This is a genomic window from Streptomyces sp. bgisy159, from assembly GCF_965341775.1.
Classification (GTDB): domain Bacteria; phylum Actinomycetota; class Actinomycetes; order Streptomycetales; family Streptomycetaceae; genus Streptomyces.
Window position 1 is genome coordinate 42,407 of record NZ_CBDQZH010000032.1, and the last position, 26,002, is coordinate 68,408.

The window sequence follows — 26,002 nt, forward strand, 5'->3', positions numbered from 1 at the left end:
CTTCGGGGGAGCCGTGGACGATCGGCGGGACGCTTCCGGTCGGCTCGACGACGGCGTGCGCCGTCGACCACCGTCCACCACGCCTTCCACGTCTCCTTCCCTGCCATGCCGCTCCAGGATCTTGGCGCGATCTCGACGCCCTCGTTCCGCTTCGAGGAACCCCTCGGCGCCCACTGGGCCCCTCTCGGCGGCAGCGATCCCGGTCGTCCTGCCGCCCCTGGTCGGTTCTCTCGCTACGGCTACGCGGACAACGCCGCCACCAGGACCGGCGTGACCAGCTCGACCTGCCACGGCCGGGCGCCGTGGCCGGACAGCGCGTCCGAGACGGACTCCTCGCTGACCGCCTTCGGCGGCTCCCAGCAGACCCGCCGCACGGTGTCCGGTGTGATCACGTTCTCCTGCGGCATGTTCAGCTGTTCGGCCAGGGCCGACACGGCGGCCCGAGCCGCCGACAGCCGCGCCGCGGCCGCCGGGTCCTTGTCGGCCCACGCCCGCGGCGGCGGCGGCCCGGTCACCGGCTGCCCCGGCTGCGGCAGCTGGGCGTCGGACAGCGCCCTGGCCCGGTCGACGGCGGCCTGCCACTGCTCCAGCTGCCGCCGCCCCATCCGGTGCCCGAAGCCGTTCAGCGCGGCCAGCGCGTGCACCGTGCCCGGAAGGGCGAGCGCCGCCTCCACGATCGCCGCGTCGGACAGCACCTTGCCCGGCGAGACGTCACGCCGCTGAGCGATCCGGTCCCGGGTCTGCCACAGCTCCCGTACGACGGCCAGCTGCCGGCGCCGCCGCACCTTGTGCATGCCGGAGGTGCGCCGCCACGGGTCCTTGCGGGGCTCGGCGGGCGGCGCGGCCGCGATCGCCGCGAACTCCTGTCGGGCCCAGTCCAGCTTGCCCTGCCGGTCCAGCTCCTTCTCCAGCGCGTCGCGCAGGTCGACGAGCAGTTCGACGTCCAGCGCGGCGTAGCGCAGCCAGGGCTCGGGGAGCGGGCGGGTGGACCAGTCGACGGCGGAGTGGCCCTTCTCCAGGACGAAGCCGAGCACGCTCTCGACCATCGCGCCGAGTCCGACCCGGGGGAACCCGGCGAGCCGGCCCGCCAGCTCGGTGTCGAACAGGGTGGTCGGCACCATGCCTATCTCGCGCAGGCACGGCAGGTCCTGGGTGGCGGCGTGCAGCACCCACTCGGTGTCGGCGAGGGCGTCGCCGAGCGCGGAGAGGTCGGGGCAGGCGACGGGGTCGATCAGCGCGGAGCCGGCGCCCTCGCGGCGCAACTGGACGAGGTACGCGCGCTGCCCGTACCGGTAGCCGGAGGCGCGCTCGGCGTCGACGGCGACGGGGCCCTGCCCTTCGGCGAAGGCGGCGATCACCTCGGCGAGGGCGGTCTCGTCGGCGATCACCGGTGGGATGCCCTCACGGGGCTCCAGCAATGGTGTCGGCGCCCCTTGAGCAGTAGATCCGCCGTCGTCCGGAGGGGCGCCTCCGGTGGTTCGCAGTGAGCTGGCTGCTGCGGTTTCTTGGGCGTCGGTCACCTGTCAAGGGTATCCGTGTGCGGACGGCGCCCGCCGACGGAACGTTCCGTCGACGGGCACCGAGGGGACGCAAACCAGTCACGCCGCGGAAAGGCGGGGTTCACGAACGGGTGAGGGGAGAGGAGAGGGGTGATGGGGGGCGGGGGTGAAGGCGGGGGACCAGGGGGACGCCGGGGTGCCGGGGAAAAGGAGCGGGGGACGGGGCGGTACCGGAGGCGGCGGGAGCGCCTGCGGTGCTCGGGGTCAGTGGATGATGCCGGTGCGCAGGGCCACCGCCACCATGCCGGCGCGGTCGCCGGTGCCCAGCTTGCGGGCGATCCGGGCGAGGTGGCTCTTGACGGTGAGTGCGGACAGGCCCATCGAGACGCCGATCGCCTTGTTGGACTGGCCCTCGGCGACGAGGCGCAGGACCTCGACCTCGCGGCCGGAGAGCTCGCGGTAGCCGCCCGGGTGGCTCGGGGCACCCGGGGGGCGACGGTGCAGGCGGGCGGCCGCGGCGCCGATGGGGGCGGCACCGGGGCGGGTGGGGAGCCCGACGTTGGTGCGGGTGCCGGTGACGACGTAGCCCTTGACACCGCCGGCGAGGGCGTTGCGGACGGCGCCGATGTCGTCGGCGGCGGAGAGAGCGAGGCCGTTGGGCCAGCCGGCGGCGCGGGTCTCCGACAGGAGGGTCAGCCCGGAGCCGTCGGGGAGGTGGACGTCCGCGACGCAGATGTCGCGGGGGTTGCCGATGCGGGGACGAGCCTCCGCGACGGACGAGGCCTCGATGACGTCGCGCACACCGAGCGCCCACAGGTGGCGGGTGACGGTGGAGCGGACGCGCGGGTCGGCCACGACGACCATGGCGGTGGGCTTGTTCGGGCGGTAGGCGACCAGGCTTGCGGGCTGCTCGAGGAGAACGGACACCAGGCCTCCTGGGATGGCGGGATGGGGACGAACCCTGCTTTTCAAGGTCACAGTCGTCTTCGGCACCGAGCCCGGCCGCCTTTAGGAAATGATCACGATCTAGTGAGTAACAATCAGTGCAATTCGGACGTGCGCTCGATCATCCGAAGGTCAAATCGGATCGGACGGGTGCGATCGAGCCCGTTTGAGTGGCGAGACAGGTCACAAAGTGTCCGTATCGACAAAGAGATGCCCAAGACCGGCTCGCAGAGGGTTGACCGACGGCACCCCTGGACACACCGCTGCCCCGGGCGACCGTGACCCGGGGCAGAAGGGACCTGAGAGGGAGGGTGGGGGTGGCTGGGGGAGGGGCGCCCGGGGGCGGGCGGGGCGGAGGGCGGGTCAGCGGGAGTGCGGATCCCGGCGCTGCGGCAACGTCACCACCGACGCGTCACCGGGACCGGCCGGCGGCAGTCCCGCGACCTGCGCCAGCAGGTCGCACCAGGACGCCAGATGACCGGCCGTGTCCGGCACCCCGCCCAGCCCCTCGCGCGGCGTCCAGGACGCACGGATCTCGATCTGCGAGGCGGCAGGCCGCGCGGCCAGCCCGCCGAAGTGGTGCGAACTGGCGCGGGTCACGGTGCCGCTCGGCTCGCCGTACGTCAGCCCCCGCGCCTGCAGCGCACCGGTCAGCCAGGACCAGCACACCTCCGGCAGCAGCGGGTCGGCCGCCATCTCCGGCTCCAGATCCGCCCGGACCAGCGTCACCAGCCGGAACGTTCCGCGCCAGGCGTCGTGCCCGGCCGGGTCGTGCAGCAGCACCAGCCGTCCGTCGGCCAGGTCCTGCTCACCGTCGACCACCGTCGCCTCCAGCGCGTACGCGAAGGGGGCGAGCCGCTTGGGCGCCGGGGTCGGCTCGACCTCGATCTGCGGCCGCAGCCGACTGCCTCGAAGGGCCTCGACCGCGGCGCCGAACGCCGGTGGCACCGTGCTGTCCGGATGCCGGTCCGTCTCCCCCACGTCCTTCGCGTCGTCCATTCCGCCCGTGCCGTCCGACAGTCGTCCCTGAGCCGCAGCCATGCGGGAAGGTTAAGGGGAACCGGCGCCTCGTGTCGGCGTAGACACCCCGGGTCCCGGTGCGTGTGATCCGCCGCCGGGTGCCGCGGTCCCCCGGGTCGGTGCCGTGCGAGACTTGCCCCGTGAGTGCCAACGGAAGCCCCTCGGGCCAGCAGCCGACCGCCACGTACGACTCCCCGTTCCTCAAGGCGTGCCGACGTGAACCCGTCCCGCACACCCCGGTGTGGTTCATGAGGCAGGCCGGGCGCTCGCTGCCGGAGTACCGCAAGGTCCGCGAGGGCATCGGCATGCTGGACTCCTGCATGCGGCCCGAGCTGGTCACCGAGATCACCCTGCAGCCCGTGCGACGGCACGGCGTGGACGCGGCGATCTACTTCAGCGACATCGTCGTCCCGCTCAAGGCCATCGGCATCGACCTCGACATCAAGCCGGGTGTCGGCCCGGTCGTCGGCCGCCCCGTCCGCACCCGCGCCGACCTCGCCCGGCTCCGCGACCTGACACCCGAGGACGTCTCGTACGTCACCGAGGCGATCGGCCTGCTCACCCGCGAACTCGGCACCACCCCCCTCATCGGCTTCGCCGGGGCGCCGTTCACCCTGGCGAGCTACCTCGTCGAGGGCGGCCCGTCCCGCACGTACGAGAACGCCAAGGCGATGATGTACGGCGACCCCGAGCTGTGGGCCGACCTCCTCGACCGCCTCGCCGACATCACGGCCGGCTTCCTGAAGGTGCAGATCGAGGCCGGCGCGAGCGCCGTCCAGCTGTTCGACTCCTGGGTCGGCGCCCTCGCGCCCGCCGACTACCGCCGCTCGGTGATGCCCGCCTCCGCCAAGGTCTTCCGGGCGGTCGCCGACTACGGCGTCCCGCGCATCCACTTCGGCGTCGGCACCGGCGAGCTGCTGAAGCTGATGGGCGAGGCCGGCGCGGACGTGGTCGGCGTCGACTGGCGCGTCCCGCTCGACGAGGCCGCCCGCCGCGTCGGCCCCGGCAAGGCGCTCCAGGGCAACCTGGACCCGACGCTGCTGTTCTCCACCCGCGAGGCCGTCGAGGCCAGGACCCGCGAGGTCCTCGACGCGGCCGCCGGCCTGGAGGGCCACATCTTCAACCTCGGCCACGGCGTCCTGCCGGCCACGGACCCGGACGCGCTGACCCGGCTGGTGGAGCACGTCCACGCGGAGACCGCCCGCTGACGCTCCCCGGGTGCCTCGGGGGGCGCGTCGCTGCGTCCGGCGGATGCCGTCGGACGCGGACGCGGTCACCAACTCGGGCGGGCCCGCCTGCCGAACAGCAACCCGCGTGGTTCCGGCGGTTGGGTCGTGCCCGGTTTGAGGGGCCAGGCGATCAGCATGCCCGCCAGGAAGCCGACCACGTGGGCCGCGTAGGCCACCGTGCCCGCGTCGGAGACGCCCTGGCCGGAGGAGTAGACCGCCTGGAGGACGAACCAGAAGCCCAGGACCAGCCAGGCCGGCAGGCGGAGCGGCAGGAAGACGAGGAAGGGGACGAGGACCCAGACCCTGACCCTCGGATACAGGACGAGATACGCGCCGAGCACGCCCGCGATCGCCCCGGACGCGCCGATCAGCGGGTCCGTCGAGTCGTCGTTGAGCAGGGCGAAACCGTACGACGCCGCGTAGCTGCAGGCCACGTAGAACAGCGCGAAGCGGACGTGGCCCATCCGGTCCTCGATGTTGTTGCCGAAGATCAGCAGGAAGAGCATGTTGCCCAGCACGTGCGGCCAGCCGCCGTGCAGGAACATCGAGGTGAGCACGGACAGCGGAGGCGACTTGTCGTAGTCCGGCGGGCCCAGCACACAACCCGGACCGTTCGCGCCGAGCCCGACCTCGCCCGTGGGGACCAGCCGCGGCATCTGATGGTGGATCAACTCACTCGGCACCACCGCGTACTGGTCCAGGAACGCGTGCAGGTGGCAGGACTGGGCCAGGCTGCTGTCCCCCGCCACGGAGCCGGCCAGACCGGGCATGAACAGGAACACCAGCACGTTCGCGGCGATCAGCGCGTAGGTCACCCAAGGGGTGGTGCGCGCCGGGTTCAGATCATGGACGGGGATGACCACACAGAACTACTGCCCCCGATCCGTTGGGCGAATCGGTGAACGGCGTCCCCCGTCCGCGCGTATCACTCGGCAACCGCCCGCGGTGCGGGGAAGGCACGCCGCGGGGCCGACGTGAGGAACAGGCGATGAACGACCGAGTGACCCCTGCGCTGCCCGTCCAGGCGCTGCCGGACGGCGAGGCGGAACTCTCCCTGGTGGTGCGGCTGCCGTGGGAGGACGTGGCCCGGCTGGGCCAGGAGGCGGGCCGGCTGGCGGCGCAGGCTCAGCGGCCGGTGACCCTGGACGAGGCGGTGAGCCACCGGCTGCGGTCCCGCCCCGCGGCGGCCGCGCACGCCAAGCCGGCGGCCGAGCAGCCCGCGGCCGTCTCCTCGCTGCCCAGGCTCAGCGGGACAGCCTAGCCGCGGCCTTCCGGGCCGCCACCAGGACCGGGTCCCACACCGGACTGAACGGAGGCGCGTACCCCAGGTCCAGGGTCGTCATCTGCTCCACCGTCATGCCCGCCGTCAGGGCGACCGCGGCGATGTCGACCCGCTTCGCCGCCCCCTCCCTGCCCACGATCTGCACGCCGAGCAGCCGCCCGGTCCGGCGCTCGGCGAGCATCTTCACCGTCATCGGGGAGGCCCCGGGGTAGTACCCGGCCCGGCTGGTCGACTCGACGGTGACCGTCTCGAACCGCAGGCCCGCCCTGCGGGCGTCCTTCTCGCGCAGGCCGGTCCGCGCGATCTCCAGGTCGCAGACCTTGCTGACGGCCGTGCCGACCACGCCGGGGAACGTGGCGTAACCCCCGCCGGCGTTGGTGCCGATGACCTGGCCGTGCTTGTTGGCGTGGGTGCCCAGCGCGATGTGCCGCTCCTGGCCGGACACCAGGTCGAGCACCTCCACGCAGTCGCCGCCCGCCCACACCTTCTCCTGGCCGCGCACCCGCATCGCCAGGTCGGTGAGCAACCCCCGGTGCGCGCCCAGCGGGAGGCCGGCGGCCTCGGCGAGCCCGGTCTCCGGGCGGACGCCGATGCCGAGGATCACGATGTCGGCCGGGAACCGCGCGTCCCGGGTGACCACCTCCCGCGCCCAGCCGTCGTCGTCCGTGACCACCCCGGTGACCTCGGCGTCGTTCACCATGGTGATGCCGAGCCCCTCCATCGCGGAGTGCACCAGCCGGCCCATGTCCGGGTCCAGGGTCGCCATCGGCTCGCTGCCCCGGTTGACGACGGTCACCTCGTACCCGCGGTTGATCATCGCCTCGGCCATCTCCACGCCGATGTAGCCCGCCCCGACGACGACCGCGCGGCGCCCACGCGCGCGTGCCAGCGTGTCCAGCAGCGTCTGTCCGTCGTCCAGGGTCTGCACCCCGTGCACGCCGCGGGCGTCGCCGCCCGGCATGTCCGGACGGATCGGACGGGCACCGGTCGCGATCACGAGCTTGTCGTACGACGTCCAGGACTCGGCCCCGGAGTCGACGTCACGCGCGCGTACCCGCTGCCCGGCCACGTCGATCTCCGTGACCTCGGTACGCAGCCGCAGGTCGATGCCCCGGGCGCGGTGCTCCTGCGGCGTCCGGGCGATCAGCCGGTCCCGGTCGCGGACGGCGCCGCCCACCCAGTACGGGATGCCGCACGCCGAGTACGACGTGAAGTGGCCCCGCTCGAAGGCAACGATCTCCAGGGCGTCCGGGCCCTTCATCCGCCGGGCCTGGGACGCCGCGGACATGCCCGCGGCGTCCCCGCCGATCACGACCAGCCGTTCCCGGCCGCCACCGCCCCCGCCGCCATTTCCGTTCATGGTCATGTGAACACGCTACGGGGACCCGGCACTTCAGTCCTCCCGGTCCTCCTCGCCGCGCTCCTCGTCCGGGTGGGCGGCGGCCGGTGCGCCGGATCCGACCGGCGCCACCGCGGGTGCCGGCACCGGCGGGTAGGCGGGGGCCGGCGCGGCGGCGCGGCGCCGCCGGGGCCGGACCACACGCAGCCACACCAGCACCAGCACCAGCGCCGCGACCGCGAACGGCAGCACCGCGGCGACGACCACCGCCACCCACCGCAGCACCGACACGAACGCGTCCCAGCCGCCGGCCAGGGCGTCCAGCAGGCCGGGGTCGTCGTCCTTGCCCCCGTCCTCGTCCTCGTCGGGCGCCGGCGGCGTGTCGAGGGTCAGCGTGATCGTCGCCAGGCTGGTGCGGTCCTTCAGGGACGCCTGGCGGGCGAGCAGCGACTCCAGGTCCGCCTGGCGCTTGCTCAGCTCCGCCTCCAGCGAGAGCACGTCGCTGAGCTCGGTGGCCCGGTCCATCAGCTCGCGCACGCGCGCGACGCTCGCGCGCTGCGAGCGGACCCGGCTGTCGACGTCGACGACCTGGTCGGTGACGTCCTGGGCCTTCGCCGTGCGCTCCACGAGCTTGCCCGTGCCCTGCAGCCCGGTGAGCACCGCCTGGTACTTCTCGACGGGCACCCGCAGCACCACGCGCGTGTGCTCGCTGCCGTCCTCCTCCCGCGTGGTGCTCTCCTCACCGACGTAGCCGCCCGCGTCCTCGGTGGTGGAGCGGGCCTGGTCCAGTGCCTTCGGCACGTCCTCGACCTGCACGGTCAGGGTGGCGGTGCGGATGATCCGGTTGACGGGGAGCGCGGCCGGGGAACCGGCCTTCGCGTCGGCCCCGTTCCCGGACGATCCGGCGCCCGCCGCGGTGTCCTCCCCGGCGGCGCCCGCCGCCGGGCCCGCGGCCTCACCACCGACCGCCGGCTGGGCCGCCTCGTCCCGGGCGGCCCCCTTGGCGGCGCCGGAGTCGCCGCTGTCGGCACCGGCACAACCGGTGAGCGCGACACCGGCGGCGAACAGCAGACCGGCCAGCACTCCTACCGGCCGGCGTACGGAATGACGTGTGGGCATACGGGCTTACCCCCCGACTTGGTGACCACTGACGCTCCTTTGACGCCGCAACCGGCCGGAACGTTGGACGGCGCCCGTTCCGAAGCGGTCACGGTCCGGACTCGGCGCAGCCACGGGGGTCCCGTTCGGCAGGGCCGGACGGCCCTGGCGTGACTGTCGGTGGCGTTTGAGAGGCTGGAGCCATGAGCGCAGCAGGTACGGGCACAGGCACGGACCCGGGTCGGACGGACACAGCCCGGACGGACACAGATCAGGTCGTCGTCATCGGAGCCGGCATCGCGGGGCTGGCCGCGGCACACCGGCTCCTGGCCCGCGGGGCACGGGTCACCGTCCTGGAGGCGTCCGGCAGAGTCGGCGGCAAGCTGTTCGCCGGCGAGATCGCGGGCGTGCGCGTCGACCTGGGCGCCGAGTCGATGCTGGCCCGCCGCCCGGAGGCGGTCGGCCTGGCGCGCGAGGTGGGCCTCGCCGACCGGCTGCAGCCCCCGGCCACCGCGACCGCGTCGATCTGGACCCGCGGCGCCCTGCGCCCCATGCCCAAGGGCCATGTCATGGGCGTCCCGGGCACCGCCGCCGCCCTGTCCGGCGTGCTGTCCGCCGAGGGCGTGTCCCGCATCGAGCGGGACGCCGACCTGCCGCCCACCGAGATCGGCGACGACGTGGCGGTGGGGGAGTACGTGGCGGCGCGGCTCGGCCGCGAGGTCGTCGACCGCCTGGTGGAACCCCTGCTCGGCGGGGTGTACGCCGGTGACGCCTACCGCATCTCGATGCGCTCGGCGGTCCCGCAGCTCTTCCACGCGGCGCGCAGGCACCCCTCCCTGACCGAGGCCGTCCGCGACATCCAGGCCCGGGCGTCCGCCGCGCCGCAGCAGCCCGGACCGGTGTTCGCGGGCATCGAGGGCGGCATCGGCTCGCTGCCGCTCGCCGTCGCCGACGCCGTCCGTGCGCGCGGCGGCGAGATCCGCACCGGCACCCCGGTGACCGCCCTGCGACGCGATCCGGACGGCGGCTGGCGGGTGACCGCGGGCGAACGCGTCCTGGCCGCGGACGCCGTCGTCCTCGCCGTGCCCGCGCCCGTGGCCGCCGAACTGCTGGCCGCCGAGTCCCCGGCGGCCGCCGCCGAGCTGCGCGCCGTGGAGTACGCCTCGATGGCCCTGATCAGCCTCGCCTACCGCCGCGCCGACGTCACCCTGCCCGACGGCAGCGGCTTCCTCGTGCCGCCGGTCGACGGACACACCATCAAGGCGTCCACGTTCGCCTCCCAGAAGTGGGGCTGGCTCGCCGACCAGGACCCGGACGTGGTCGTCCTGCGCACCTCCGTCGGGCGGTACGGCGAGACGGAGATCCTCGACCGCCCCGACGCCGGCCTCGTCGACGTCTCGCGCCACGACCTGCGCGAGGCCACCGGCCTGGACGCCGTCCCGCTGGAGACCCGCGTCACCCGCTGGACCGACGGCCTGCCCCAGTACCCGGTCGGTCACCACGCGCGCGTGGCCCGGATCCGCGAGCACATCGCGAAGCTGCCCGCCCTCGCGGTGTGCGGCGCGCCCTACGACGGCGTGGGCATCCCCGCGTGCGTCGCCAGCGCCTACGCGGCGGTGGACCAGTTGGAAGGAGACCTGAGCGGTGCGGACGAGCTCACCGCCGACCCGGTGCAGAGTCCGCACGCAGGAGCAGGAGAATGAGGGACATGAGTGACGACGCCCCCACCACCGAGCCCGGCCGTATCCCCAACAAGGGCAAGCTGGCCAAGGACCTGAACGAGGTCATCCGCTACACGCTCTGGTCCGTCTTCCGGCTGAAGGACACGCTGCCCGAGGACCGCGCTGGGTACGCCGACGAGGTTCAGGAGCTGTTCGACCAGCTGGCCGCGAAGGACGTCACGGTCCGCGGCACGTACGACGTGTCGGGCCTGCGCGCCGACGCCGATGTCATGATCTGGTGGCACGCCGAGACCAGCGACGAGCTCCAGGAGGCGTACAACCTCTTCCGCCGCACCAAGCTGGGCCGCGCCCTCACGCCGGTCTGGTCGAACATGGCGCTGCACCGTCCCGCCGAGTTCAACCGCTCGCACATCCCGGCGTTCCTCGCCGACGAGACGCCGCGCAACTACGTGAGCGTCTACCCGTTCGTCCGCTCCTACGACTGGTACCTGCTGCCGGACGAGGACCGCCGCCGCATGCTCGCCGACCACGGCAAGATGGCCCGCGGGTTCCCGGACGTCCGTGCCAACACGGTCGCCTCGTTCTCGTTGGGCGACTACGAGTGGCTGCTCGCGTTCGAGGCCGACGAGCTGTACCGCATCGTCGACCTCATGCGCCACCTGCGCGGCTCCGAGGCCCGGATGCACGTCCGCGAGGAGGTCCCGTTCTTCACGGGCCGCCGGAAGTCCGTGGCCGAGCTGGTGGCCGGCCTGGCCTAGGGAAGCGGCCGACACGGCCCCGGTGCCCCGGCCGGAAGGGCACGGGGGCCGCGTCGACCGGCCGGCCGCGCAGTGTCCGCCCCCGGAGCCGCCCCGGTGTCACTTCCCGCCCGACGGCTCCGGCTCCGGACGCCCCGCGCACGCCGCGTGCCGGCCGGGCAGCCGTCCTTCGAGCAGGTAGGTCTCGAAGTAGCCGTTGACGCATCCGTTCGGCCCTCCGGCAATCCCGTGCGTCCCCGCGTCCCGCTCGGTCACCAGCACCGAGCCCGCCAGCCTGCGGTGGAGTTCCAGCGCCCCCTCGTAGGGCGCCGCCGCGTCCCGCTCGGCCGCCAGGATCAGCGTCGGCGGCAGCTCCCCGGGCCCGGTGCGCACATCCAGCGGGCGCTGCCGGGGCGCCGACCAGAACGCGCAGGGCAGATTCGTCCACACGTTGTCCCACGTCTCGAACGGCGCCACCCGCGAGAGCCGTGTGGCGTCGCGGTCCCACACCCGCCAGTCGGTCGGCCAGGGCGCGTCGTTGCACTCCACGGCCGTGTAGACGGCGCTCGCGTTCTCCGCCTCGGCCGCCACCCGGGTGACCGGTCCGGCCTGCGCGATCAGCTGGCGCGGATCGCCCCTGAGGTAGTCCGACAGCGCCCGCGCGCGGTGCGGCCAGTAGTCGTCGTAGTACCCGGCCTGCAGGAACGCCCCCTGCAGCTGGCCGGGACCGACCTTGCCGCCGGCCGGCTCCTCGGCCAGCCGGGCCCGTGCCCGCTCGTAGCTGCGCAGCACCGCCGCCGAGGTCCGGCCCAGCCCGTAGGTGTCGTGGTGCCGGGCGATCCACTCCCGGAAGTCCGCCCAGCGGCCCTCGAACGCCGCTGACTGGGCGAGGTTGTTGCGGTACCAGACCCGGCCCGGGTCCGGGTCGACCGGCGCGTCGAACACCATGCGCCGTACGTGGGACGGGAAGAGCGTCGCGTAGACGGCGCCGAAGTACGTGCCGTACGAGGCACCCATGAAGGTCAGCCGGTCCTCGCCGAGTGCGGCCCGCAGGACGTCCAGGTCACGCGCGTTGTTGAGGGAGTGGTGATGGCGCAGCGCCGCGCCGTTGCGCTCGGCGCAGCCGCGCGCGTACGCCTTCGCCCGCGCGACGCGCTCCCGCTTGTAGGTCTCGGAGGGGTGGGCCGGTGCCATCGACGGGCCCTTGAAGAAGTGTCCGGGGTCCTGGCAGGACAGCGGCGCCGAGCGGCCCACCCCGCGCGGGTCGTAGCCGACGAGGTCGTAGGCGCCCGCGATGCGCTTCCACCCCGGCATCAGCCCGATCAGCGGGAAGTACCGGCCGGAACCGCCGGGACCGCCCGGGTTGAACACCAGTGCGCCCTGCCGGGGCACCTTGCGCTCGCTGTGGTGCGGGTCGCGCCGGGTGGCCTCGACCCGGCTGACGGCCAACTCGATCTGCTCGCCGTACGGGCGGGTGTAGTCGAGCGGCACCTCGACCGTGCCGCACACCATGCTGCCCGGCAGGTCCTCGGCGTCGGGGCACCGGCCGAAGGAGATGCCGGCGGCCGCGGCCCGGGCGGCGGCGACGGCGGTGCCGTACCGCTCGGCGACGGCCCGGCGCGGCCCGGCGGCGTCGGGGGCGCCATCCGCCGGGACTGCGGTGAGACCGGCCAGGAGCAGGGCTCCGGCGGCCGAGTAGAGGGCGGCGGCTCTCATCGCGTGTCCCTTCGGTGCGCGGCGGCGACAGGAGGGATGTTTCGATCGCCCGGCACGGAAGGCAAGGACCGCCCCCGGGTGTCGTCCCCAATGCCCCCGCACGCCCCCCGGCGTGCCCCACCGGCCCGGCCGGGCCCGGCCGGTGCTCAGGGGGAGGCGGTCGTGGGCTCCGGCGGCCCTGGCTCTGCGCTGCCGTTCCCTGGGCCGTCAGTGGGGAGACCGCGCCGTGAGATCGCGACGGCGGGCCGGCGGTCACACGGCCCCCGGGCCTCCGGCGCGGAGACGGAACCCGTCCGCCTCACCGGCGGATCAGCGCCCGCCCCACCCTGGCCAGCCGTGAGCGGCGGCGCGGGGCCGGTCCGGAGCGGTCCAGCCACCACCGTCTGAGGGCCCGCTCGGTACGGCCGTCGCCCGGACCGGTGCCGAGCAGCAGATGCTCCGCGAAGTCCAGCGCGTCCCGGCGGTACCCTCCCCGCATCGGCCGGGCATGGGTGTAGGCGAGGAACGCCGGACGGTAGGCGGAGCCCAGGATCTCGGGCAGTTCGGGCGCCACCTTGGCCACCACGGAGGCCCGCTTCGCCGCCAGCGCCCGCGCCTGAACGGCGAGCCGCGCCCGGTCGAACCCCTCCGGCGCGGGAGTCCCCGCGACCAGGGCCGACAGCAGCGCCGCCTGCGCGAGCCCGAGCCGCAGCCGGGCGGGCTCGGTGGGCGGCGGCTCCGGCGACGCCGCGCCGCCGTCCTCCGGTGCGCCCGGCAGGGCGCCGCCGTCCGGCGCCGCGGACGCCGTCCCCCGCAGCCCGGCCCCCGCCCGCACTGCCTCCCCGATGTCCGCCAACTCCCTTTCCAGCTCGCCAGGTCCGGGGAAGTCCTCGTCGCGTTCCAGGAGCACGCCGGGCGGGCGGACCCGGGACGCCAGGTCGGTGAGGATGTCGAGGACCGGACGCGGCACCGGGTGCGCGTGGCTGTCGTGCCAGACGCCGTCGCGCTCGAACCCGCCCGCGACATGGACGTACGCCAGCGCCTCCAGCGGCAGTTCGGCGAGCGCCTTGGCCGGGTCCTCGCCCCGGTTGACGTGGTTCGTGTGGAGGTTGGCCACGTCGATCAGCAGCCGTACGCCGGTGCGGTCGGCCAGCTCGTACAGGAACTGCTCCTCCGTCATCTCGTCGCCCGGCCACGAGATGAGCGCCGCGATGTTCTCGACGGCCAGGGGCACGGGCAGCGACTCCTGGGCGATGCGCACGTTCTCGCACAGCACGGCGAGGGCGTCGCGGGTGCGCGGCACCGGCAGCAGATGGCCGGCCTCCAGGCGGGGCGACGCGGTCAGCGCCCCGCCCGCCCGTACGAACGCGATGTGCTCGGTGACCAGGGGCGCCCCCAGCGCCTCGGCCCGTTCCGCGAGCGCCGCCAGCCGTCCCCCGTCGGGGCGGTCGGCGTCGCCGAGCCCCAGGGAGACCCCGTGCGGGACCACCGTCACGCCCCGCTCGCGCAGCCGCGTCAGGGAGTCCGGCAGATGCCCCGGGCAGACGTTCTCGGCGACCACCTCGACCCAGTCGATCCCCGGCATCTCTTCCACCGCGTCCGCGATCTCCGGCCGCCAGCCGATCCCCGTCCCCAGCCGTGCCACCTGTCCCGCCATGCTCCCTGTCCCCCTCCTGCGGCCCCCGTCGAGCAGTGCCCGGGGTATGTCCGCGCAGGCCGCCCGTGAACCGTGCGCCGGGCACTTTCAGAGCAACATTTGAGCTTCGCGCGGCGGCGCCTGGTGGGGCGTGGACACGTCGGCACAAGACCTCGCGTCCGAACCCTTGCAGGTTTCGGCCAAGGTGGCGCATTGTGGTCGCCCACCGCCTCACCGGCGCTCTCCCGGTCCGGCCCTCCCCCGGGCGGTGGCCTTCCCCATCCGTCTTCCCCCGGGCGGATGCGGTGGAGGGCCCCTGTTGCCGAGCCGCTCGGCAACAGGGGCCTCGGCTCGAAACACCTCACGCAGTCGAGCCGCCAAGCCGATGCCGAGGGCGGCGACCACGCCGGTTCCGCTCGTACGAGGCACCGGACCGGGTCCGGAGATCCGGTCGTACTCGGATGGCGAGCACGCAGACGTTCCCGTCCGCCGGCCCGCTACCGCAGCCCCGGATGCTCCGCCACCACCGTGCACGACCCGGGGGCGATCTCGGTGAACCCTGCGTCCCGCACCAGCGGGAGGCCGCTGGAGGTCAGTTCGGGCCAGCGTTCGGGCGGGGCCGTGCGTACGGCGAGGGGGAAACCCGCCTCGTGCCAGGCCGCCCGCTGCTCCTCGCGCAGCTCCCACCAGGCGAGCTGGGCGCCATGTCCGGCCTGTGCCATCGCCTTGCCTGCGGACATCGTCACCTTCGGGCTCATCCACAGCACCGGCACCCCGGGCCCGGCCGGCTCCGGCGGCTCGGGGTCGTCCAACTCGGTGCCGGACACCTGGAGTTTCGCCAGTTCCTTGGGCCATCCGTCGAGCGGAACCGGCGGGAACACCCGCACCTCGGCCGACCTCCCGGTCGCGGTGATCCCGGGCAGCGCCTCGGCCCGCCGCCACTCGGCGCCCCGGGCACGCCGGACCACCTTGCGGATCCGAGCGTCCTGCCAGTCCCGCACGGCCCGCGCCCACTCGCCGTCACCCCGCGCCCGCTCGTCGCTCAGCAGCATGAGCACGGCGCGCGCGGCGGTCTCCAGGGCGTCGGTACGGGCGGGCGGCGCGGCCTTCTCCAGCCGTACCACGAGCGGCAGCACGAACTGCCGCGCCTGGTCACGGGCGCCGGTCTCGGGCCGGAAGGGACTGTCATCGACTGACTCGCTCACGCCGACCAACCCTAATCCCCGGGTGAGGCAGGCCCGGGCCGTCGAGAGGAACCCGGTCGACGGCGCCCGCGACCGGCACCGGCCCATCGCTGAATCAGCCTGAGCAGGCCGTCCGCTGGGCCTCCTGCCATTCGCACACCGGGCACAGCGTGATGCCCTTGTACGCCTCCGGGTACTCCGTCGGCTCCCGGCACAGCACGCACTCCGCGTACGGCGGCCCGTCGGCCTTCGGGGGCCGGGACGCGTCGATGAGGCAGTAGTCGTCATCGCTCATACCCCCAGCGTACGAGCGCCCCCGGGCGGGCGCGGAGGCGTCACCGGCGCCCCGCCGGCAGATCCGACGAACCGCACCGTCGTGGCGCGGGCACGATGATGCGGACCCTTCGCCCGGTGGTGGAGCGGGCCGCCGGTGCGGGTCCGGAACCGGACCGGCGGCCGCGCCCGCGCCCCTCGGCCGGACGAGCGGCGCGGGTGGGGCGGAAGGCGTCACCCCCGCTCCCCGGTCGCCCCGATCAGCTCGGACACCTTCACGAAGCGGTAGCCCCGCCGCCGCAGCTCGGGCACGATCGTCCGCACGGCCCGCTCGGTGGCCGGGGCCGCGCTGCGGGTGCAGTGCATCACCACGACCGAGCCCGGCCGCACCCCGTCCAGCACCTGCCGGGCCACGGCGTCCGCGTCCGTGGCGAACGCGTCCCCGCTGACCACGTCCCACTGGATGGCCGTGACCCCGGCCCCGCCGACCGCGCGCAGCGCCCGCCGGTCGTAGCAGCCGCCGGGGAAGCGGAAGTACGGCATCGGGTCCGGCACCCCGGCCGCGCGGAACGCGGCGTACGCCCGCTCCACGTCCGCGCGCATCCGGTCCTCGGAGACGGTGGGCAGGCCGTAGCAGTCGGCGGTGAACGCGTAGTGACTGTAGGAGTGGTTGGCGATCTCGAAGAGGGGGTCGCGGCCGATGGCGCGGGCCTGGCCGGGGTACTGCTCGGCCCACCTGCCGGTCATGAACACGGTCGCCGGTACCTTCAGCGCGCGCAGCGCCGCGATGAGCTCCGGGTTGTCGAAGTGTTCCCCGGCGGCGGCGCGGGGTCCCTGGTCGGCGGTCATGTCCGCGTCGAAGGTGAGGGCGACGGCACGGTCCCGGGTGCGCGGCGCGTGCCGGAAGACGGGGGTCAGCCCGGCGGGCCCCGGCGCCAGCGTCGGCGGCCGGGCGTGCGCGGGTGCGGGCGGTGCCACCGACGGCGACGCGGCCGACGGTGACGCAGCAGGCGCCGGCCGGCCGGCGCGGGCCGGCTGTCCGGTGGCACCGCAGGCCGTGAGGGCGGTACCGAGGAGGGCCACGGCGATGGCACGACGTACACGAATGATCACCGTGTGACCATATGATCCGGTCGGTGTGCCGGATGCCGTACGGCGGGCGGCCCTCCGGTGAGGTCACCCGACCGGGCCTGCCGGGGGGCGGGTGGGCGAGGATGTACCCATGTCGTGGACGAGGAGCGGTCTGTGAGCGCGCCGCTGTACCAGCTGAAGGCCGAGTTCTTCAAGACGCTCGGGCACCCGGCGCGCATCCGGGTGCTGGAGCTGCTGAGCGAGCGGGAGCACGCGGTGGCCGAGATGCTGCCCGTGGTGGGGATCGAGCCGGCCCATCTGTCGCAGCAGCTCGCCGTCCTCAGGCGGGCGGGCCTCGTGGTGACCCGCAAGGAGGGGTCGAACGTCTACTACTCGCTGACCAGCCCGCACATCGCCGAGCTGCTGCGGGTGGCCCGCACCATCCTCTCCGGGGTACTGGCCGGCCAGGCGGAGCTCCTGGCCGACCTGCGAGCCGCCCCGGAACCGCCCCGCGGATCACAGCGCTGAACGGGACCGGCGCTCAGCGTGCCCAGGGGCCGGTCACCGCGAACGTCGTGCCCGGGTCGTAGCAGTTGACGAACATCGTCGTGCCGTCGGGGGAGAAGGTGACCCCCGCGAACTCGCCCCACGCCGGCTCCCGCGGGGTGCCGGTGTTCTGGCCGTTGCGCGCCACCGGGTACACCTCGCCCCCGCGCGTCACCCCGAAGACGTGCTGGGCGCCCGCGCCGTCCTCGCAGACCATCAGTCCGCCGCCGGGTGCGAGGCAGATGTTGTCGGGGGCCTCGCCGGGCAGCCGCACGTCGGTGTCCGGTCCGAAGACGATCACCAGGGTGAGGCGGCGGCGGGCCGGGTCGTACCGCCAGATCTGGCCGTGGTGGTCGGCCGCCGAGCCCTCGGAACCGCGGGCGTACGACGACACGAAGTACACGCACCGCCCGCCCCAGTAGCAGCCCTCCAGTTTCTGGGCGTGGGTGATGCCCCTGGGGCCGTAGTCCTGGAAGCGGGTCGGTGTGCCGGTGGCCGACGGGTCCGGGACGTCGGTCCACTCGACGCCGTCGAAGACGGCCCCGGCCTCCTGGACCGAGGACAGGTCCGGCACGCCGGGCACCCGCATCGCCTGGAGCCGGCCACCCGCGCGCAGCGAACCCGTGCCGCCCAGCGGCCGCTCCGGCAGGAAGCGGTAGAACAGCCCGAACGGCCTGTCGAACGCGTCCTCCGTCTCGTACACGACCCCCCGGTGCGGGTCGATCGCCACCGCCTCGTGCTGGAAGCGGCCCATCGCGGTCAGCGGGACGGCGCCGGTGCGGCGCGGGCAGGCCGGGTCCACCTCGAAGACGAAGCCGTGGTCCTTGGTGTAGCCGTTGGTGCCGGCCCGGTCCTCGGTCTCCTCGCAGGTCAGCCAGGTACCCCACGGGGTGGGGCCGCCCGCGCAGTTGACAGCCGTGCCGGCGATGGCGACCCGCTCGTCGAGCACCGTGAGGTCGCCGCGCCCGTCCAGGGTGAGGGCCGTGCAGCCGCCCTTGCCCGCCGGGTCGTAGGTGAGGCCGGCCGCCAGGGGGACGGGGTGCGCCGCGGTGACGCGGTTCTCGTGGTTGCGGACGAGGTGGACCCGGCCGCGGGTGCCGGGCAGGGCCGTCATGCCGTCGGGGTGCGAGGGGACCGGGCCCTCCGCGGAGCGCAGCGGCTCGCCCTCCCGGGACAGCACCCGGTAGCGGAAACCTTCCGGCAGGTCGAGCAGGCCGTCCGGGTCGGGCACGAGCGGGCCGTAGCCGCGGTGGCCGAGCGGCAGGGCCGCGGCGGTGCCCGCGAAGAGGTCGGTGAGGGTTCCGGTGAACGCGATGCCCGCTCCCAGGGCACCGGTGCGGGCGAGGACCTGACGTCGTGTCGCGGACATGCGGGAACCTTCCTGCTGGCGGACAGGGACGGTCATCCCGCTGTCTCTATCACCCGCCGCGCGCCCCCGGAACCACGCCCGGCGCGCATGTCACCCGTCGGCGGAGGGGCGCGGTTCCTGCTGGGGAGCCCGCTCCAGGAACCTCAGCAACTCCACGGGGATGGGCAGGACCAGCGTGGAGTTCTTCTCGGCGGACACGGCCATCACCGTCTGGAGCAGACGCAGTTGCAGCGCGGCGGGGGTGTCCGCCATCTGCTGGGCCGCCTCGGCGAGCTTCTTCGACGCCTGCAACTCGGCGTCGGCGTTGATGACCCGGGCCCGGCGCTCGCGGTCGGCCTCGGCCTGGCGGGCCATCGACCGCTTCATGGTGTCCGGCAGCGAGACGTCCTTGATCTCCACCCGGTCGATCTGCACGCCCCAGCCCACGGCCGGACTGTCGATCATCAGCTCCAGGCCCTCGTTGAGCTTCTCCCGGTTGGAGAGCAGATCGTCGAGCTCGCTCTTGCCGATGATCGAGCGGAGTGAGGTCTGGGCCATCTGCGAGACGGCGAACCGGTAGTCCTCGACGTTGACGGTCGCCGCCGCCGCGTCCACGACCCGGAAGTACACGACCGCGTCGACGCGCACCGTGACGTTGTCGCGGGTGATGCCCTCCTGGGCGGGCACGGGCATCGTCACGATCTGCATGTTGACCTTCCGCAGCCGGTCCACACCCGGGACGATCAGCGTGAACCCGGGTGCCTTCACGGCGCCCCGCACCCGTCCGAGCCGGAAGACCACGCCGCGCTCGTACTGCTTGACGACCCGCGCGGCCGCGGCCAGGTACAGCAGTCCCGCGGCTGCCGCCGCCGCGAACGCTCCCAGCAGCTCCGCCACCATGGCGACCTCCTCACAAGAGGTCTGAATGTCTGCTTCTGCAACGATATGCCCGCTCTCCGGTCCGGGGCCACGCCCTGGGCCCCGGACCGGAGCGGCCGCTGACGCGGGGTCTTGGCGGCCGACGGGGTCCTCAGGCCGCCGTCACCACCTTCACCGGCTCACTGGCGGTGCTGCTGTGGCGTTCGGCCCAGGCCTCCAGGGCCGTGCGGCAGGCGTGGTCGAGATGGTGCAGGCCGGACAGGTCCAGCTCCACAGGACGGTCGTGCGGCAGTGACTCCAGGCTGTCGAGGATCTTCGGCAGCCGCAGGAAGGTGGCGTTGCCCGACAGATGCGCCTGGATGGGGCCCGCGCCCTTGTCGACGATCTCCAGCTTCATGTGCGAGGCCTCCCAGGCGGTCTTGACGACCGACAGGGCCAGGCCGATCAGTACGCCCTCGAACATGTTCACCGCCACGATGGACACCGCGGTGACCACGAGGATCAGCGCCTCGCCGCGGTGGCCCCGCCACAGGGCGGCCACCGAGCGGAACGGGATCAGTTTCCAGCCCGCGTGGACCAGGATGCCGGCCAGCGCGGGCAGGGGTATCAGGGCCAGCGCGGACGGCAGCAGCGCCGCGAACAGCAGCAGCCACGCGCCGTGCATCACCCGCGATGCCTTGGTGCGGGCGCCGGCCTGGACGTTGGCCGAGCTGCGCACGATGACGGCGGTCATCGGCAGCGCGCCGAGCACTCCGCACACGGCGTTGCCCGCGCCCTGCGCCATCAGCTCCTGGTCGTACCGGGTGCGCGGCCCGCTGTGCAGCCGGTCCACCGCCGCCGCGCTGAACAGCGACTCGGCGGAGGCGATCAGGGTGAAGGCCAGCACCGTGCCGAGCAGCGCGGGGCTCGCCAGCTCGCCGAAGGCGTCGGCGCCGGGCGGCTGGACGGCGTCCAGCAGACCCCGCACCTCCACGTTCGCCACCGGCACGGGCAGGACGAGGGAGGCCAGCGTCGCCAGGACCACCGCGGCGAGCGCCCCGGGCACCGCCCGTACCCGCTCGGGCAGCCGGCGCCAGCCGACCAGCACCGCGACGGTGCCCGCCCCGACCGCCAGCGAGGCCAGCGCCTCGCCGCTGCCGAGCGCGTCGACCGCCGCCCCGGGAAGGCCGATGATCTTGTCCAGACCGGAGGCGGGGGCCTTCAGGCCGGCCGCCGCGTACACCTGTCCGGCGATGATGACCAGACCGATTCCGGCCAGCATGCCCTCGACGACGGAGACCGAGATGGCCCGGAAGTAGCGGCCCAGCCGCAGCGCGCCCATGGCGAGCTGCAGCACCCCGGCGGCCAGCACGATGACGCCGAGCGCGGGCAGCCCGAACTCGTGGACCGCCTCGAAGACCAGTACCGTCATCCCGGCGGCCGGCCCGGACACCTGCAGACTGCTGCCCGGCAGCATTCCGGTGACCAGACCGCCCACGATGCCGGTGACCAGGCCCAGTTCGGCCGGTACGCCCGAGGCGACGGCCACCCCGACGCACAGCGGCAGGGCGACCAGGAAGACGACCAGGGACGCGGCGAAGTCCTGGCGTATGTGAGGGAACCGGCTCACGCGCGACCTCACAGCGCCTCGAACGAGTCGGTCGCGGGGCGGTGTTCGAACACGGCGCCGGTGTGCACCTCGTAGTACCAGCCGCGCAGCCGGAGCCGGCCGTCGGCGAGCCGTTCCTCGACGCACGGGTAGGAGCGCAGCCGCAGCAGTTGCGTCAGCACATGGTTGCGCACGGCCTCGGCGACCGTCGGGTCGGCGGCGTCGGCCGCCTTCGGCTCGTCGGCGGCGTGCGCCAGCCACTCCCGTACGGCGGGGACGGCGTCCAGGTCGTCGCCGCGCACCAGTGCGCCGATCGCGCCGCAGTGCGAGTGGCCGCAGACCACGATGTCCCGTACGCCGAGCACCTCCACCGCGTACTCGACGGTGGCGGCCTCGGCGGTGGGGCGCCCGAGGTCACGGGGCGGCACGATGTTGCCCGCGGTGCGCAGCTCGAAGAGCTGGCCGGGGCGGGCGCCCGTGATCAGGGCCGGGACGACCCGGGAGTCGGAGCAGGTGACGAACAGGACTTCCGGCGACTGACCCGCCGCCAGCGGGGCGAACTCCTCAGGGCGTTGTCCGAAGGTACGGGCGTTGTCGATGAGGGGCTGCATCTGTGATGACTCCTCCTGGCGCGTCGTGGGGGACGCGTCGGACGGGCAGGACAGGGTGTTGCGGCACGGCGGGACGGAATGCCCCCGGACCGCACCAACAGTTGGTCAACAACTGGTCAAGAAACACGTTAACCCTGCAAAGTCGATTGCAGGGTTAACGTGGCGTTGCCAGTGGAACAGCGCCTCAAAAGGGTGGGTCGGCTGGCTTGATCCGGACCTCTCAGGCGGGGTCGACCAGGCCCTTCGCGTCCCGGGCCAGGGCGGTGAGGCGGGAGATCGCGCGGAAGTACTTCTTCCGGTAGCCGCCCTTCAGCATCTCCTCGCTGAACAGCCGGTCGAAGGGGCGCCCGGAGGCCAGCACCGGGATCTCCCGGTCGTAGAGCCGGTCGGCGAGCACGACCAGGCGCAGCGCGGTCGACTGGTCGGGCACCGGTCCGACGTCCGTCAGGCAGACCGCGCGCACCCCGTCGGTCAGCGCGCCGTAGCGGCTGGGGTGCACGCGCGCGAGGTGCTCCAGCAGATGCGGGAAGTCGTCGAGACAAGCACCCTCGGTGGCGTACGCCGCCTTGGTCACCTGCTCGTCCGAGTACGGCGCGGGCGCCTCGGGCAGCCCGCGGTGGCGGTAGTCCTCGCCGTCGATGCGCAGCGCGCGGAAGTGTGCGGACAGGCCCTGGATCTCGCGCAGGAAGTCGGCGGCCGCGAACCGGCCCTCGCCCAGCTTGCCCGGCAGGGTGTTGGAGGTGGCGGCGAGCGCGACACCCGCGTCGACCAGCTTGCCCAGCAGGGTGGAGACCAGGACGGTGTCGCCCGGGTCGTCCAGCTCGAACTCGTCGATGCACAGCAGGCGGTGGCCGGACAGCGTTCGCACGGTCTGCTGGAAGCCCAGCGCGCCCACCAGATTGGTCAGCTCCACGAACGTGCCGAACGCCTTCAGGGCCGGTTCGGCCGGGGTCGCGTGCCACAGGGAGGCCAGCAGGTGCGTCTTGCCAACGCCGTAGCCGCCGTCGAGGTAGACACCGCGCGGGCCGGCCGGGGTCTTCGGAGCCTTCGCCCGGCCGAGGCCGAAGAACCCCCGTCTGGCGGTACCGCTCGCGTGCGCTCCGCCCAGCCCCACCGCGAAGGACTCCAGGACCTGCACCGCCTCGGTCTGGCTCGGCTGGTTCGGGTCCGGGAGGTACGTGCTGAAACGCACCGAGTCGAAGCGCGGCGGCGGCACCATCTCGGCGACCAGTCGGTCCGCGGGGACATGCGGCTCGCGGGCGCACAGGGAGAGCGGCGTCGCGTCGGCTGTCGCGTCGACGTCGATGGCGGGGGAGCTGTTGGCGGGGGAGGACGACACGCTTCCCCATGCTAGAGGTCGTGCCAGACTGCGGGATATGCGACGCCTGTTCCCTGTGACCGACCCGACAGCGGCGACGGAGCCCGGCCGGGGCTCCGCGGCCCCCGAGAACCCCGGGGCCGACCGCGAGTGGAGCCTCGCCGAGCTGGCCGACGCCTACGCCTATCCGGAGCCCCCGCCCGGGGAGCCGCGAGCCTGGCTGCGCGCCAACATGGTCTCCACACTCGACGGCGCCGCGCAGCACGACGGCCGCTCGCAGCCCATCTCCAACGCGGTGGACATGCGGATCTTCGGCACCCTGCGGGCACTGGCGGACGTGGTCCTGGTCGGTGCGGAAACGGTACGGCTGGAGGGCTACCGGCCGGCTCGCGCGCGTGCGGAGTTCGCCGAGCGGCGCGAGGCCGCGGGCCAGGGGCCGGTGCCGGCCGTCGCCGTGGTCTCCGCGAGCCTGGACCTCGACTTCTCCCTGCCGCTGTTCACCTCCCCGCTGGTGCCCACGCTCGTCCTGACCGGCGCCGCGGCGGCCCCGGACCGGGTCGCGGCGGCGGAGAAGGCCGGCGCGCGGGTCGTCGTGGCCGGCGGCGGCGTCGGCGTGGAGCCCGCCCGGGCCGTGCGCGCCCTGGCCGAGCTGGGGCACACCCGCCTGCTCACCGAGGGCGGCCCCCGCCTGCTGGGGCAGCTGGTGGCCGCCGAGGTGCTGGACGAGCTGTGCCTGACCGTCTCGCCGATGCTGACCGCCGGCGACGCCCAGCGGATCGCGGGCGGGCCGTCGGTGTCGGTTCCGCACCGGTTCGCGCTGGCGTCCCTTCTGGAAGAGGACGGTTTCCTCTTCAGCAGGTACCAGAGGTCCTGATGCGACACCCCGGGGTCCCGAAAACAGCGGAATGAGTCGTTCCGTTTAGCTCCGGGTGGGCAGACTAGGACCGCCATACCCGTGCGAGCACGGGGAAGGATGGTTTCCGCACGGGCCGCGAACGGCCCAGGAGAATGGGGCACTGGTGTTCACAAGCGTTCTGATGATCGAGAAGGCCCTGACGTCCGCCGACGTGGAGTTCGTCACCACCTTGCACGGCGACGAGCCGGTCTCCTTCCACGTGCTGCTCCAGCCGCGAGGCGACCAGGCCGACCGGCTGCTGCGGGCCATCGACGACATCGCCCTCGGCGAACTGGACGAGGCGGTGCGGGAAGGGGAGACCCCGGAGGGTGACGAGGCCAAGAGCGTGGGGCAGCGGGCGCTGGAGGTGTCCCTGACGGCGTTGCGCAACTCGGGGAACGGCGCGGAGGGACGGCTGATCGAGGATCATCCGCTCGACGCGCTCAAGGGGGTGGTCGAGGAAGTGGGGGCCGACGAGGTGATCGTGCTCACCGACCCGCACTACGTGGAGGAGTTCTTCCACCGGGACTGGGCCTCCCGGGCGCGGCACAAGGTCGGGGTACCGGTGCTGAAGCTGTTCTCGCACAGCAAGGCGTGACACGGCGCCCGGTACCGGTGGCGCTCCGCGCCCCTACCGGCCGCGGGGGTCGCCGCAGGCAATAGGCTGACCTCGCTCATCGTCGTACGCACCGCAGCTTGGGAGATCACGCATGGCACCCGGCATTCCTTCCGCCATGGACCGACCGCACTTCATCGGCATCGGCGGAGCCGGGATGTCGGGGATCGCGAAGATCCTCGCCCAGCGGGGTGCCAAGGTCGCCGGGAGCGACGCCAAGGAGTCGGCGACCGCCGAGGCGCTGCGGGCGCTCGGGGTGACCGTGCACATCGGTCACGCCGCCGGGCACCTGGCCGACGACGCGAGCTGTGTCGTCGTGTCGTCGGCGATCCGGCAGGACAACCCGGAGCTGGCCCGCGCCGCCGAGCTCCGGATCCCGGTGGTGCACCGGTCCGACGCGCTCGCCGCGCTGATGGAGGGCAAGCGGGCCATCGCCGTCGCCGGCACGCACGGCAAGACCACCACGACGTCCATGCTCGCGGTGTCCCTTTCCGAGCTCGGCCTCGACCCGTCGTACGCCATCGGCGGCGACCTCGACGCGCCGGGCTCCAACGCGCTGCACGGTGACGGCGAGATCTTCGTCGCCGAGGCCGACGAATCGGACCGGAGCTTCCACAAGTACGCCCCCGAGGTCGCCATCGTCCTCAACGTGGAGCTGGACCACCACGCCAACTACGCGTCCATGGACGAGATCTACGAGTCCTTCGAGACCTTCGCCGGCAAGATCGTGCCCGGCGGCACGCTGGTGATCTCCGCCGACCACGAGGGCGCCCGGGAACTGACCCGGCGGGTCGAGGGCGTGCGGGTGGTGACCTACGGCGAGGCGGCGGACGCCGACGTACGGGTGGTGTCGATCGTCGCTCAGGGCCTGAAGAGCCGGGTCACGGTGGTGCTGGACGGCAAGGAGATCGTGTTCACGGTCTCGGTTCCCGGCCGGCACTACGCCCTCAACGCCGTCGCGGCCCTGACCGCCGGTGCCGCGCTCGGCGTCCCGGCGGACGAGCTGGCGCCCGCGCTGGCCGCCTACACCGGCGTGAAGCGGCGGCTCCAGCTCAAGGGCGAGGCGGCCGGCGTCCAGGTGATCGACTCCTACGCCCACCACCCCACCGAGATGACGGCCGACCTGGAGGCCATGCGGGCGGCGGTCGGTGACGCGCGGATCCTCGTCGTCTTCCAGCCCCACCTGTTCTCCCGCACCCAGGAGCTCGGCCTGGAGATGGGCCGGGCGCTGGCCCTCGCCGACGCCTCGGTGGTCCTCGACATCTACCCGGCCCGTGAGGACCCGATCCCGGGTGTCACCAGCGAGCTGATCATCGACGCCGCGCGGGCGGCCGGCGCGGACGTGACGCCGGTCCACGACAAGGAGGCCGTACCGGACGCCGTCGCGGGAATGTCGGGGTCCGGTGATCTCGTTCTGACCATGGGCGCGGGGGACGTGACGGACCTCGGCCCGAAGATCCTGGACCGGCTCGCGCAGCAGCGGCCGTAGCGGAAGTGAGGGGTTGGCCTAC

At 73.7% G+C, this 26,002-nt stretch carries 24 protein-coding genes; 8 read left to right on the plus strand and 16 right to left on the minus strand.

From position 1 onward, the window contains the following. Positions 1–239: 239 nt before the first annotated feature. From ACSLTV_RS26080 to ACSLTV_RS26090, 3 genes are all read right to left on the minus strand, one after another. Entirely contained in the window at positions 240–1,520 is a 1,281-nt protein-coding gene (locus ACSLTV_RS26080) for a ribonuclease D (RefSeq protein WP_432135900.1), read from the minus strand. A 243-nt stretch (positions 1,521–1,763) separates the two neighbouring features. Continuing rightward, on the minus strand, positions 1,764–2,426 hold the full coding sequence (locus ACSLTV_RS26085; protein WP_003972894.1) for a response regulator transcription factor: 663 nt from the start codon (positions 2,424–2,426) through the stop codon (positions 1,764–1,766). 381 nt (positions 2,427–2,807) lie between these two features. Next, entirely contained in the window at positions 2,808–3,485 is a 678-nt protein-coding gene (locus tag ACSLTV_RS26090) for a DUF3000 domain-containing protein (RefSeq protein WP_432158405.1), read from the minus strand. Between the two features lie 119 nt (positions 3,486–3,604). Between ACSLTV_RS26090 and hemE the strand changes: the two genes are divergently transcribed. Next, complete coding sequence (hemE, locus tag ACSLTV_RS26095; protein WP_435612990.1) at positions 3,605–4,672, plus strand: uroporphyrinogen decarboxylase; 1,068 nt, start codon at positions 3,605–3,607, stop codon at positions 4,670–4,672. A 65-nt stretch (positions 4,673–4,737) separates the two neighbouring features. Here the strand turns inward: hemE and ACSLTV_RS26100 are convergent, their stop codons facing one another. Continuing rightward, positions 4,738–5,556, minus strand: coding sequence for a rhomboid family intramembrane serine protease (locus ACSLTV_RS26100; RefSeq protein ID WP_435612991.1), 819 nt, complete (start codon positions 5,554–5,556; stop codon positions 4,738–4,740). A 125-nt stretch (positions 5,557–5,681) separates the two neighbouring features. On the opposite strand from ACSLTV_RS26100, the gene ACSLTV_RS26105 reads away from it, so the two are divergent. Then, the gene (locus tag ACSLTV_RS26105) at positions 5,682–5,954 is read left to right on the plus strand and encodes a hypothetical protein (protein ID WP_432135896.1); all 273 of its coding nucleotides are present in this window, start codon (positions 5,682–5,684) and stop codon (positions 5,952–5,954) included. Here ACSLTV_RS26105 and ACSLTV_RS26110 read toward each other — a convergent pair. After that, positions 5,938–7,335: an FAD-dependent oxidoreductase gene (locus tag ACSLTV_RS26110; protein ID WP_432135926.1), complete on the minus strand. Its 1,398-nt coding sequence runs from the start codon at positions 7,333–7,335 to the stop codon at positions 5,938–5,940. The genes ACSLTV_RS26105 and ACSLTV_RS26110 overlap by 17 nt on opposite strands. 33 nt (positions 7,336–7,368) lie before the next feature. After that, positions 7,369–8,433 (minus strand): DUF4349 domain-containing protein, encoded by a 1,065-nt coding sequence (locus ACSLTV_RS26115; protein WP_432135895.1) that lies wholly within the window; start codon positions 8,431–8,433, stop codon positions 7,369–7,371. 182 nt (positions 8,434–8,615) lie between these two features. On the opposite strand from ACSLTV_RS26115, the gene hemG reads away from it, so the two are divergent. Together hemG and hemQ are read left to right on the plus strand one after the other, a co-directional pair. Then, entirely contained in the window at positions 8,616–10,115 is a 1,500-nt protein-coding gene (gene hemG / locus ACSLTV_RS26120; protein WP_432135894.1) for a protoporphyrinogen oxidase, read from the plus strand. A 5-nt stretch (positions 10,116–10,120) separates the two neighbouring features. Continuing rightward, positions 10,121–10,852, plus strand: coding sequence for a hydrogen peroxide-dependent heme synthase (hemQ, locus tag ACSLTV_RS26125; protein ID WP_432158408.1), 732 nt, complete (start codon positions 10,121–10,123; stop codon positions 10,850–10,852). A gap of 99 nt (positions 10,853–10,951) precedes the next feature. Here hemQ and ACSLTV_RS26130 read toward each other — a convergent pair whose 3' ends face one another. The 5 genes from ACSLTV_RS26130 to ACSLTV_RS26150 all read right to left on the minus strand — a co-directional run bounded on the left by ACSLTV_RS26130 (position 10,952) and on the right by ACSLTV_RS26150 (position 16,732). After that, positions 10,952–12,547, minus strand: a complete 1,596-nt coding sequence (locus tag ACSLTV_RS26130) for an alpha/beta hydrolase (RefSeq protein WP_435612992.1) — start codon at positions 12,545–12,547, stop codon at positions 10,952–10,954. Between the two features lie 298 nt (positions 12,548–12,845). Then, the gene (locus ACSLTV_RS26135) at positions 12,846–14,183 is read right to left on the minus strand and encodes a DUF692 domain-containing protein (protein ID WP_435612993.1); all 1,338 of its coding nucleotides are present in this window, start codon (positions 14,181–14,183) and stop codon (positions 12,846–12,848) included. 476 nt (positions 14,184–14,659) lie between these two features. Then, positions 14,660–15,367 (minus strand): aminoacyl-tRNA hydrolase, encoded by a 708-nt coding sequence (locus ACSLTV_RS26140; protein WP_435612994.1) that lies wholly within the window; start codon positions 15,365–15,367, stop codon positions 14,660–14,662. 94 nt (positions 15,368–15,461) lie between these two features. Next, the gene (locus ACSLTV_RS26145) at positions 15,462–15,641 is read right to left on the minus strand and encodes a hypothetical protein (RefSeq protein WP_432135831.1); all 180 of its coding nucleotides are present in this window, start codon (positions 15,639–15,641) and stop codon (positions 15,462–15,464) included. 212 nt (positions 15,642–15,853) lie between these two features. Beyond that, entirely contained in the window at positions 15,854–16,732 is an 879-nt protein-coding gene (locus tag ACSLTV_RS26150) for a polysaccharide deacetylase family protein (RefSeq protein WP_432135830.1), read from the minus strand. Between the two features lie 132 nt (positions 16,733–16,864). Between ACSLTV_RS26150 and ACSLTV_RS26155 the strand changes: the two genes are divergently transcribed. Continuing rightward, complete coding sequence (locus ACSLTV_RS26155) at positions 16,865–17,218, plus strand: ArsR/SmtB family transcription factor (protein ID WP_432135829.1); 354 nt, start codon at positions 16,865–16,867, stop codon at positions 17,216–17,218. A 13-nt stretch (positions 17,219–17,231) separates the two neighbouring features. On the opposite strand, the gene ACSLTV_RS26160 is transcribed toward ACSLTV_RS26155, so the two are convergent. From ACSLTV_RS26160 to zapE, 5 genes are all read right to left on the minus strand, one after another. Continuing rightward, positions 17,232–18,605, minus strand: coding sequence for an alkaline phosphatase PhoX (locus ACSLTV_RS26160; protein WP_432156305.1), 1,374 nt, complete (start codon positions 18,603–18,605; stop codon positions 17,232–17,234). Positions 18,606–18,695: 90 nt separating this feature from the next. After that, entirely contained in the window at positions 18,696–19,484 is a 789-nt protein-coding gene (locus ACSLTV_RS26165; RefSeq protein WP_432135827.1) for a slipin family protein, read from the minus strand. Positions 19,485–19,614: 130 nt separating this feature from the next. Further along, complete coding sequence (locus ACSLTV_RS26170; protein ID WP_432135826.1) at positions 19,615–21,072, minus strand: SulP family inorganic anion transporter; 1,458 nt, start codon at positions 21,070–21,072, stop codon at positions 19,615–19,617. 8 nt (positions 21,073–21,080) lie between these two features. After that, positions 21,081–21,662: a carbonic anhydrase gene (locus ACSLTV_RS26175; RefSeq protein WP_432135825.1), complete on the minus strand. Its 582-nt coding sequence runs from the start codon at positions 21,660–21,662 to the stop codon at positions 21,081–21,083. Positions 21,663–21,882: 220 nt separating this feature from the next. After that, positions 21,883–23,001, minus strand: coding sequence for a cell division protein ZapE (zapE, locus tag ACSLTV_RS26180; protein ID WP_432135824.1), 1,119 nt, complete (start codon positions 22,999–23,001; stop codon positions 21,883–21,885). 37 nt (positions 23,002–23,038) lie between these two features. Here zapE and ACSLTV_RS26185 point away from each other — a divergent pair, with 37 nt between their 5' ends. The 3 genes from ACSLTV_RS26185 to murC all read left to right on the plus strand — a co-directional run bounded on the left by ACSLTV_RS26185 (position 23,039) and on the right by murC (position 25,980). After that, positions 23,039–23,854, plus strand: coding sequence for a pyrimidine reductase family protein (locus ACSLTV_RS26185; RefSeq protein ID WP_435612995.1), 816 nt, complete (start codon positions 23,039–23,041; stop codon positions 23,852–23,854). A gap of 145 nt (positions 23,855–23,999) precedes the next feature. Further along, entirely contained in the window at positions 24,000–24,473 is a 474-nt protein-coding gene (locus tag ACSLTV_RS26190; RefSeq protein WP_432135822.1) for an indole-3-glycerol phosphate synthase, read from the plus strand. Positions 24,474–24,585: 112 nt separating this feature from the next. Next, positions 24,586–25,980: a UDP-N-acetylmuramate--L-alanine ligase gene (gene murC, locus ACSLTV_RS26195; protein ID WP_435612996.1), complete on the plus strand. Its 1,395-nt coding sequence runs from the start codon at positions 24,586–24,588 to the stop codon at positions 25,978–25,980. Positions 25,981–26,002: the final 22 nt, after the last annotated feature.

Bases quoted from the DNA above. Each gene is read 5' to 3' on its own strand.
- ACSLTV_RS26090 (WP_432158405.1), bottom strand. From the start codon at position 3,485: ATGGCTGCGGCTCAGGGACGACTGTCGGACGGCACGGGCGGAATGGAC.
- ACSLTV_RS26105 (WP_432135896.1), top strand. From the start codon at position 5,682: ATGAACGACCGAGTGACCCCTGCGCTGCCCGTCCAGGCGCTGCCGGAC.
- ACSLTV_RS26110 (WP_432135926.1), bottom strand. From the start codon at position 7,335: ATGAACGGAAATGGCGGCGGGGGCGGTGGCGGCCGGGAACGGCTGGTC.
- ACSLTV_RS26115 (WP_432135895.1), bottom strand. From the start codon at position 8,433: ATGCCCACACGTCATTCCGTACGCCGGCCGGTAGGAGTGCTGGCCGGT.
- hemG (WP_432135894.1), top strand. From the start codon at position 8,616: ATGAGCGCAGCAGGTACGGGCACAGGCACGGACCCGGGTCGGACGGAC.
- hemQ (WP_432158408.1), top strand. From the start codon at position 10,121: ATGAGTGACGACGCCCCCACCACCGAGCCCGGCCGTATCCCCAACAAG.
- ACSLTV_RS26130 (WP_435612992.1), bottom strand. From the start codon at position 12,547: ATGAGAGCCGCCGCCCTCTACTCGGCCGCCGGAGCCCTGCTCCTGGCC.
- ACSLTV_RS26135 (WP_435612993.1), bottom strand. From the start codon at position 14,183: ATGGCGGGACAGGTGGCACGGCTGGGGACGGGGATCGGCTGGCGGCCG.
- ACSLTV_RS26145 (WP_432135831.1), bottom strand. From the start codon at position 15,641: ATGAGCGATGACGACTACTGCCTCATCGACGCGTCCCGGCCCCCGAAG.
- ACSLTV_RS26160 (WP_432156305.1), bottom strand. From the start codon at position 18,605: ATGTCCGCGACACGACGTCAGGTCCTCGCCCGCACCGGTGCCCTGGGA.
- ACSLTV_RS26165 (WP_432135827.1), bottom strand. From the start codon at position 19,484: ATGGTGGCGGAGCTGCTGGGAGCGTTCGCGGCGGCGGCAGCCGCGGGA.
- ACSLTV_RS26175 (WP_432135825.1), bottom strand. From the start codon at position 21,662: ATGCAGCCCCTCATCGACAACGCCCGTACCTTCGGACAACGCCCTGAG.
- ACSLTV_RS26185 (WP_435612995.1), top strand. From the start codon at position 23,039: ATGCGACGCCTGTTCCCTGTGACCGACCCGACAGCGGCGACGGAGCCC.
- murC (WP_435612996.1), top strand. From the start codon at position 24,586: ATGGCACCCGGCATTCCTTCCGCCATGGACCGACCGCACTTCATCGGC.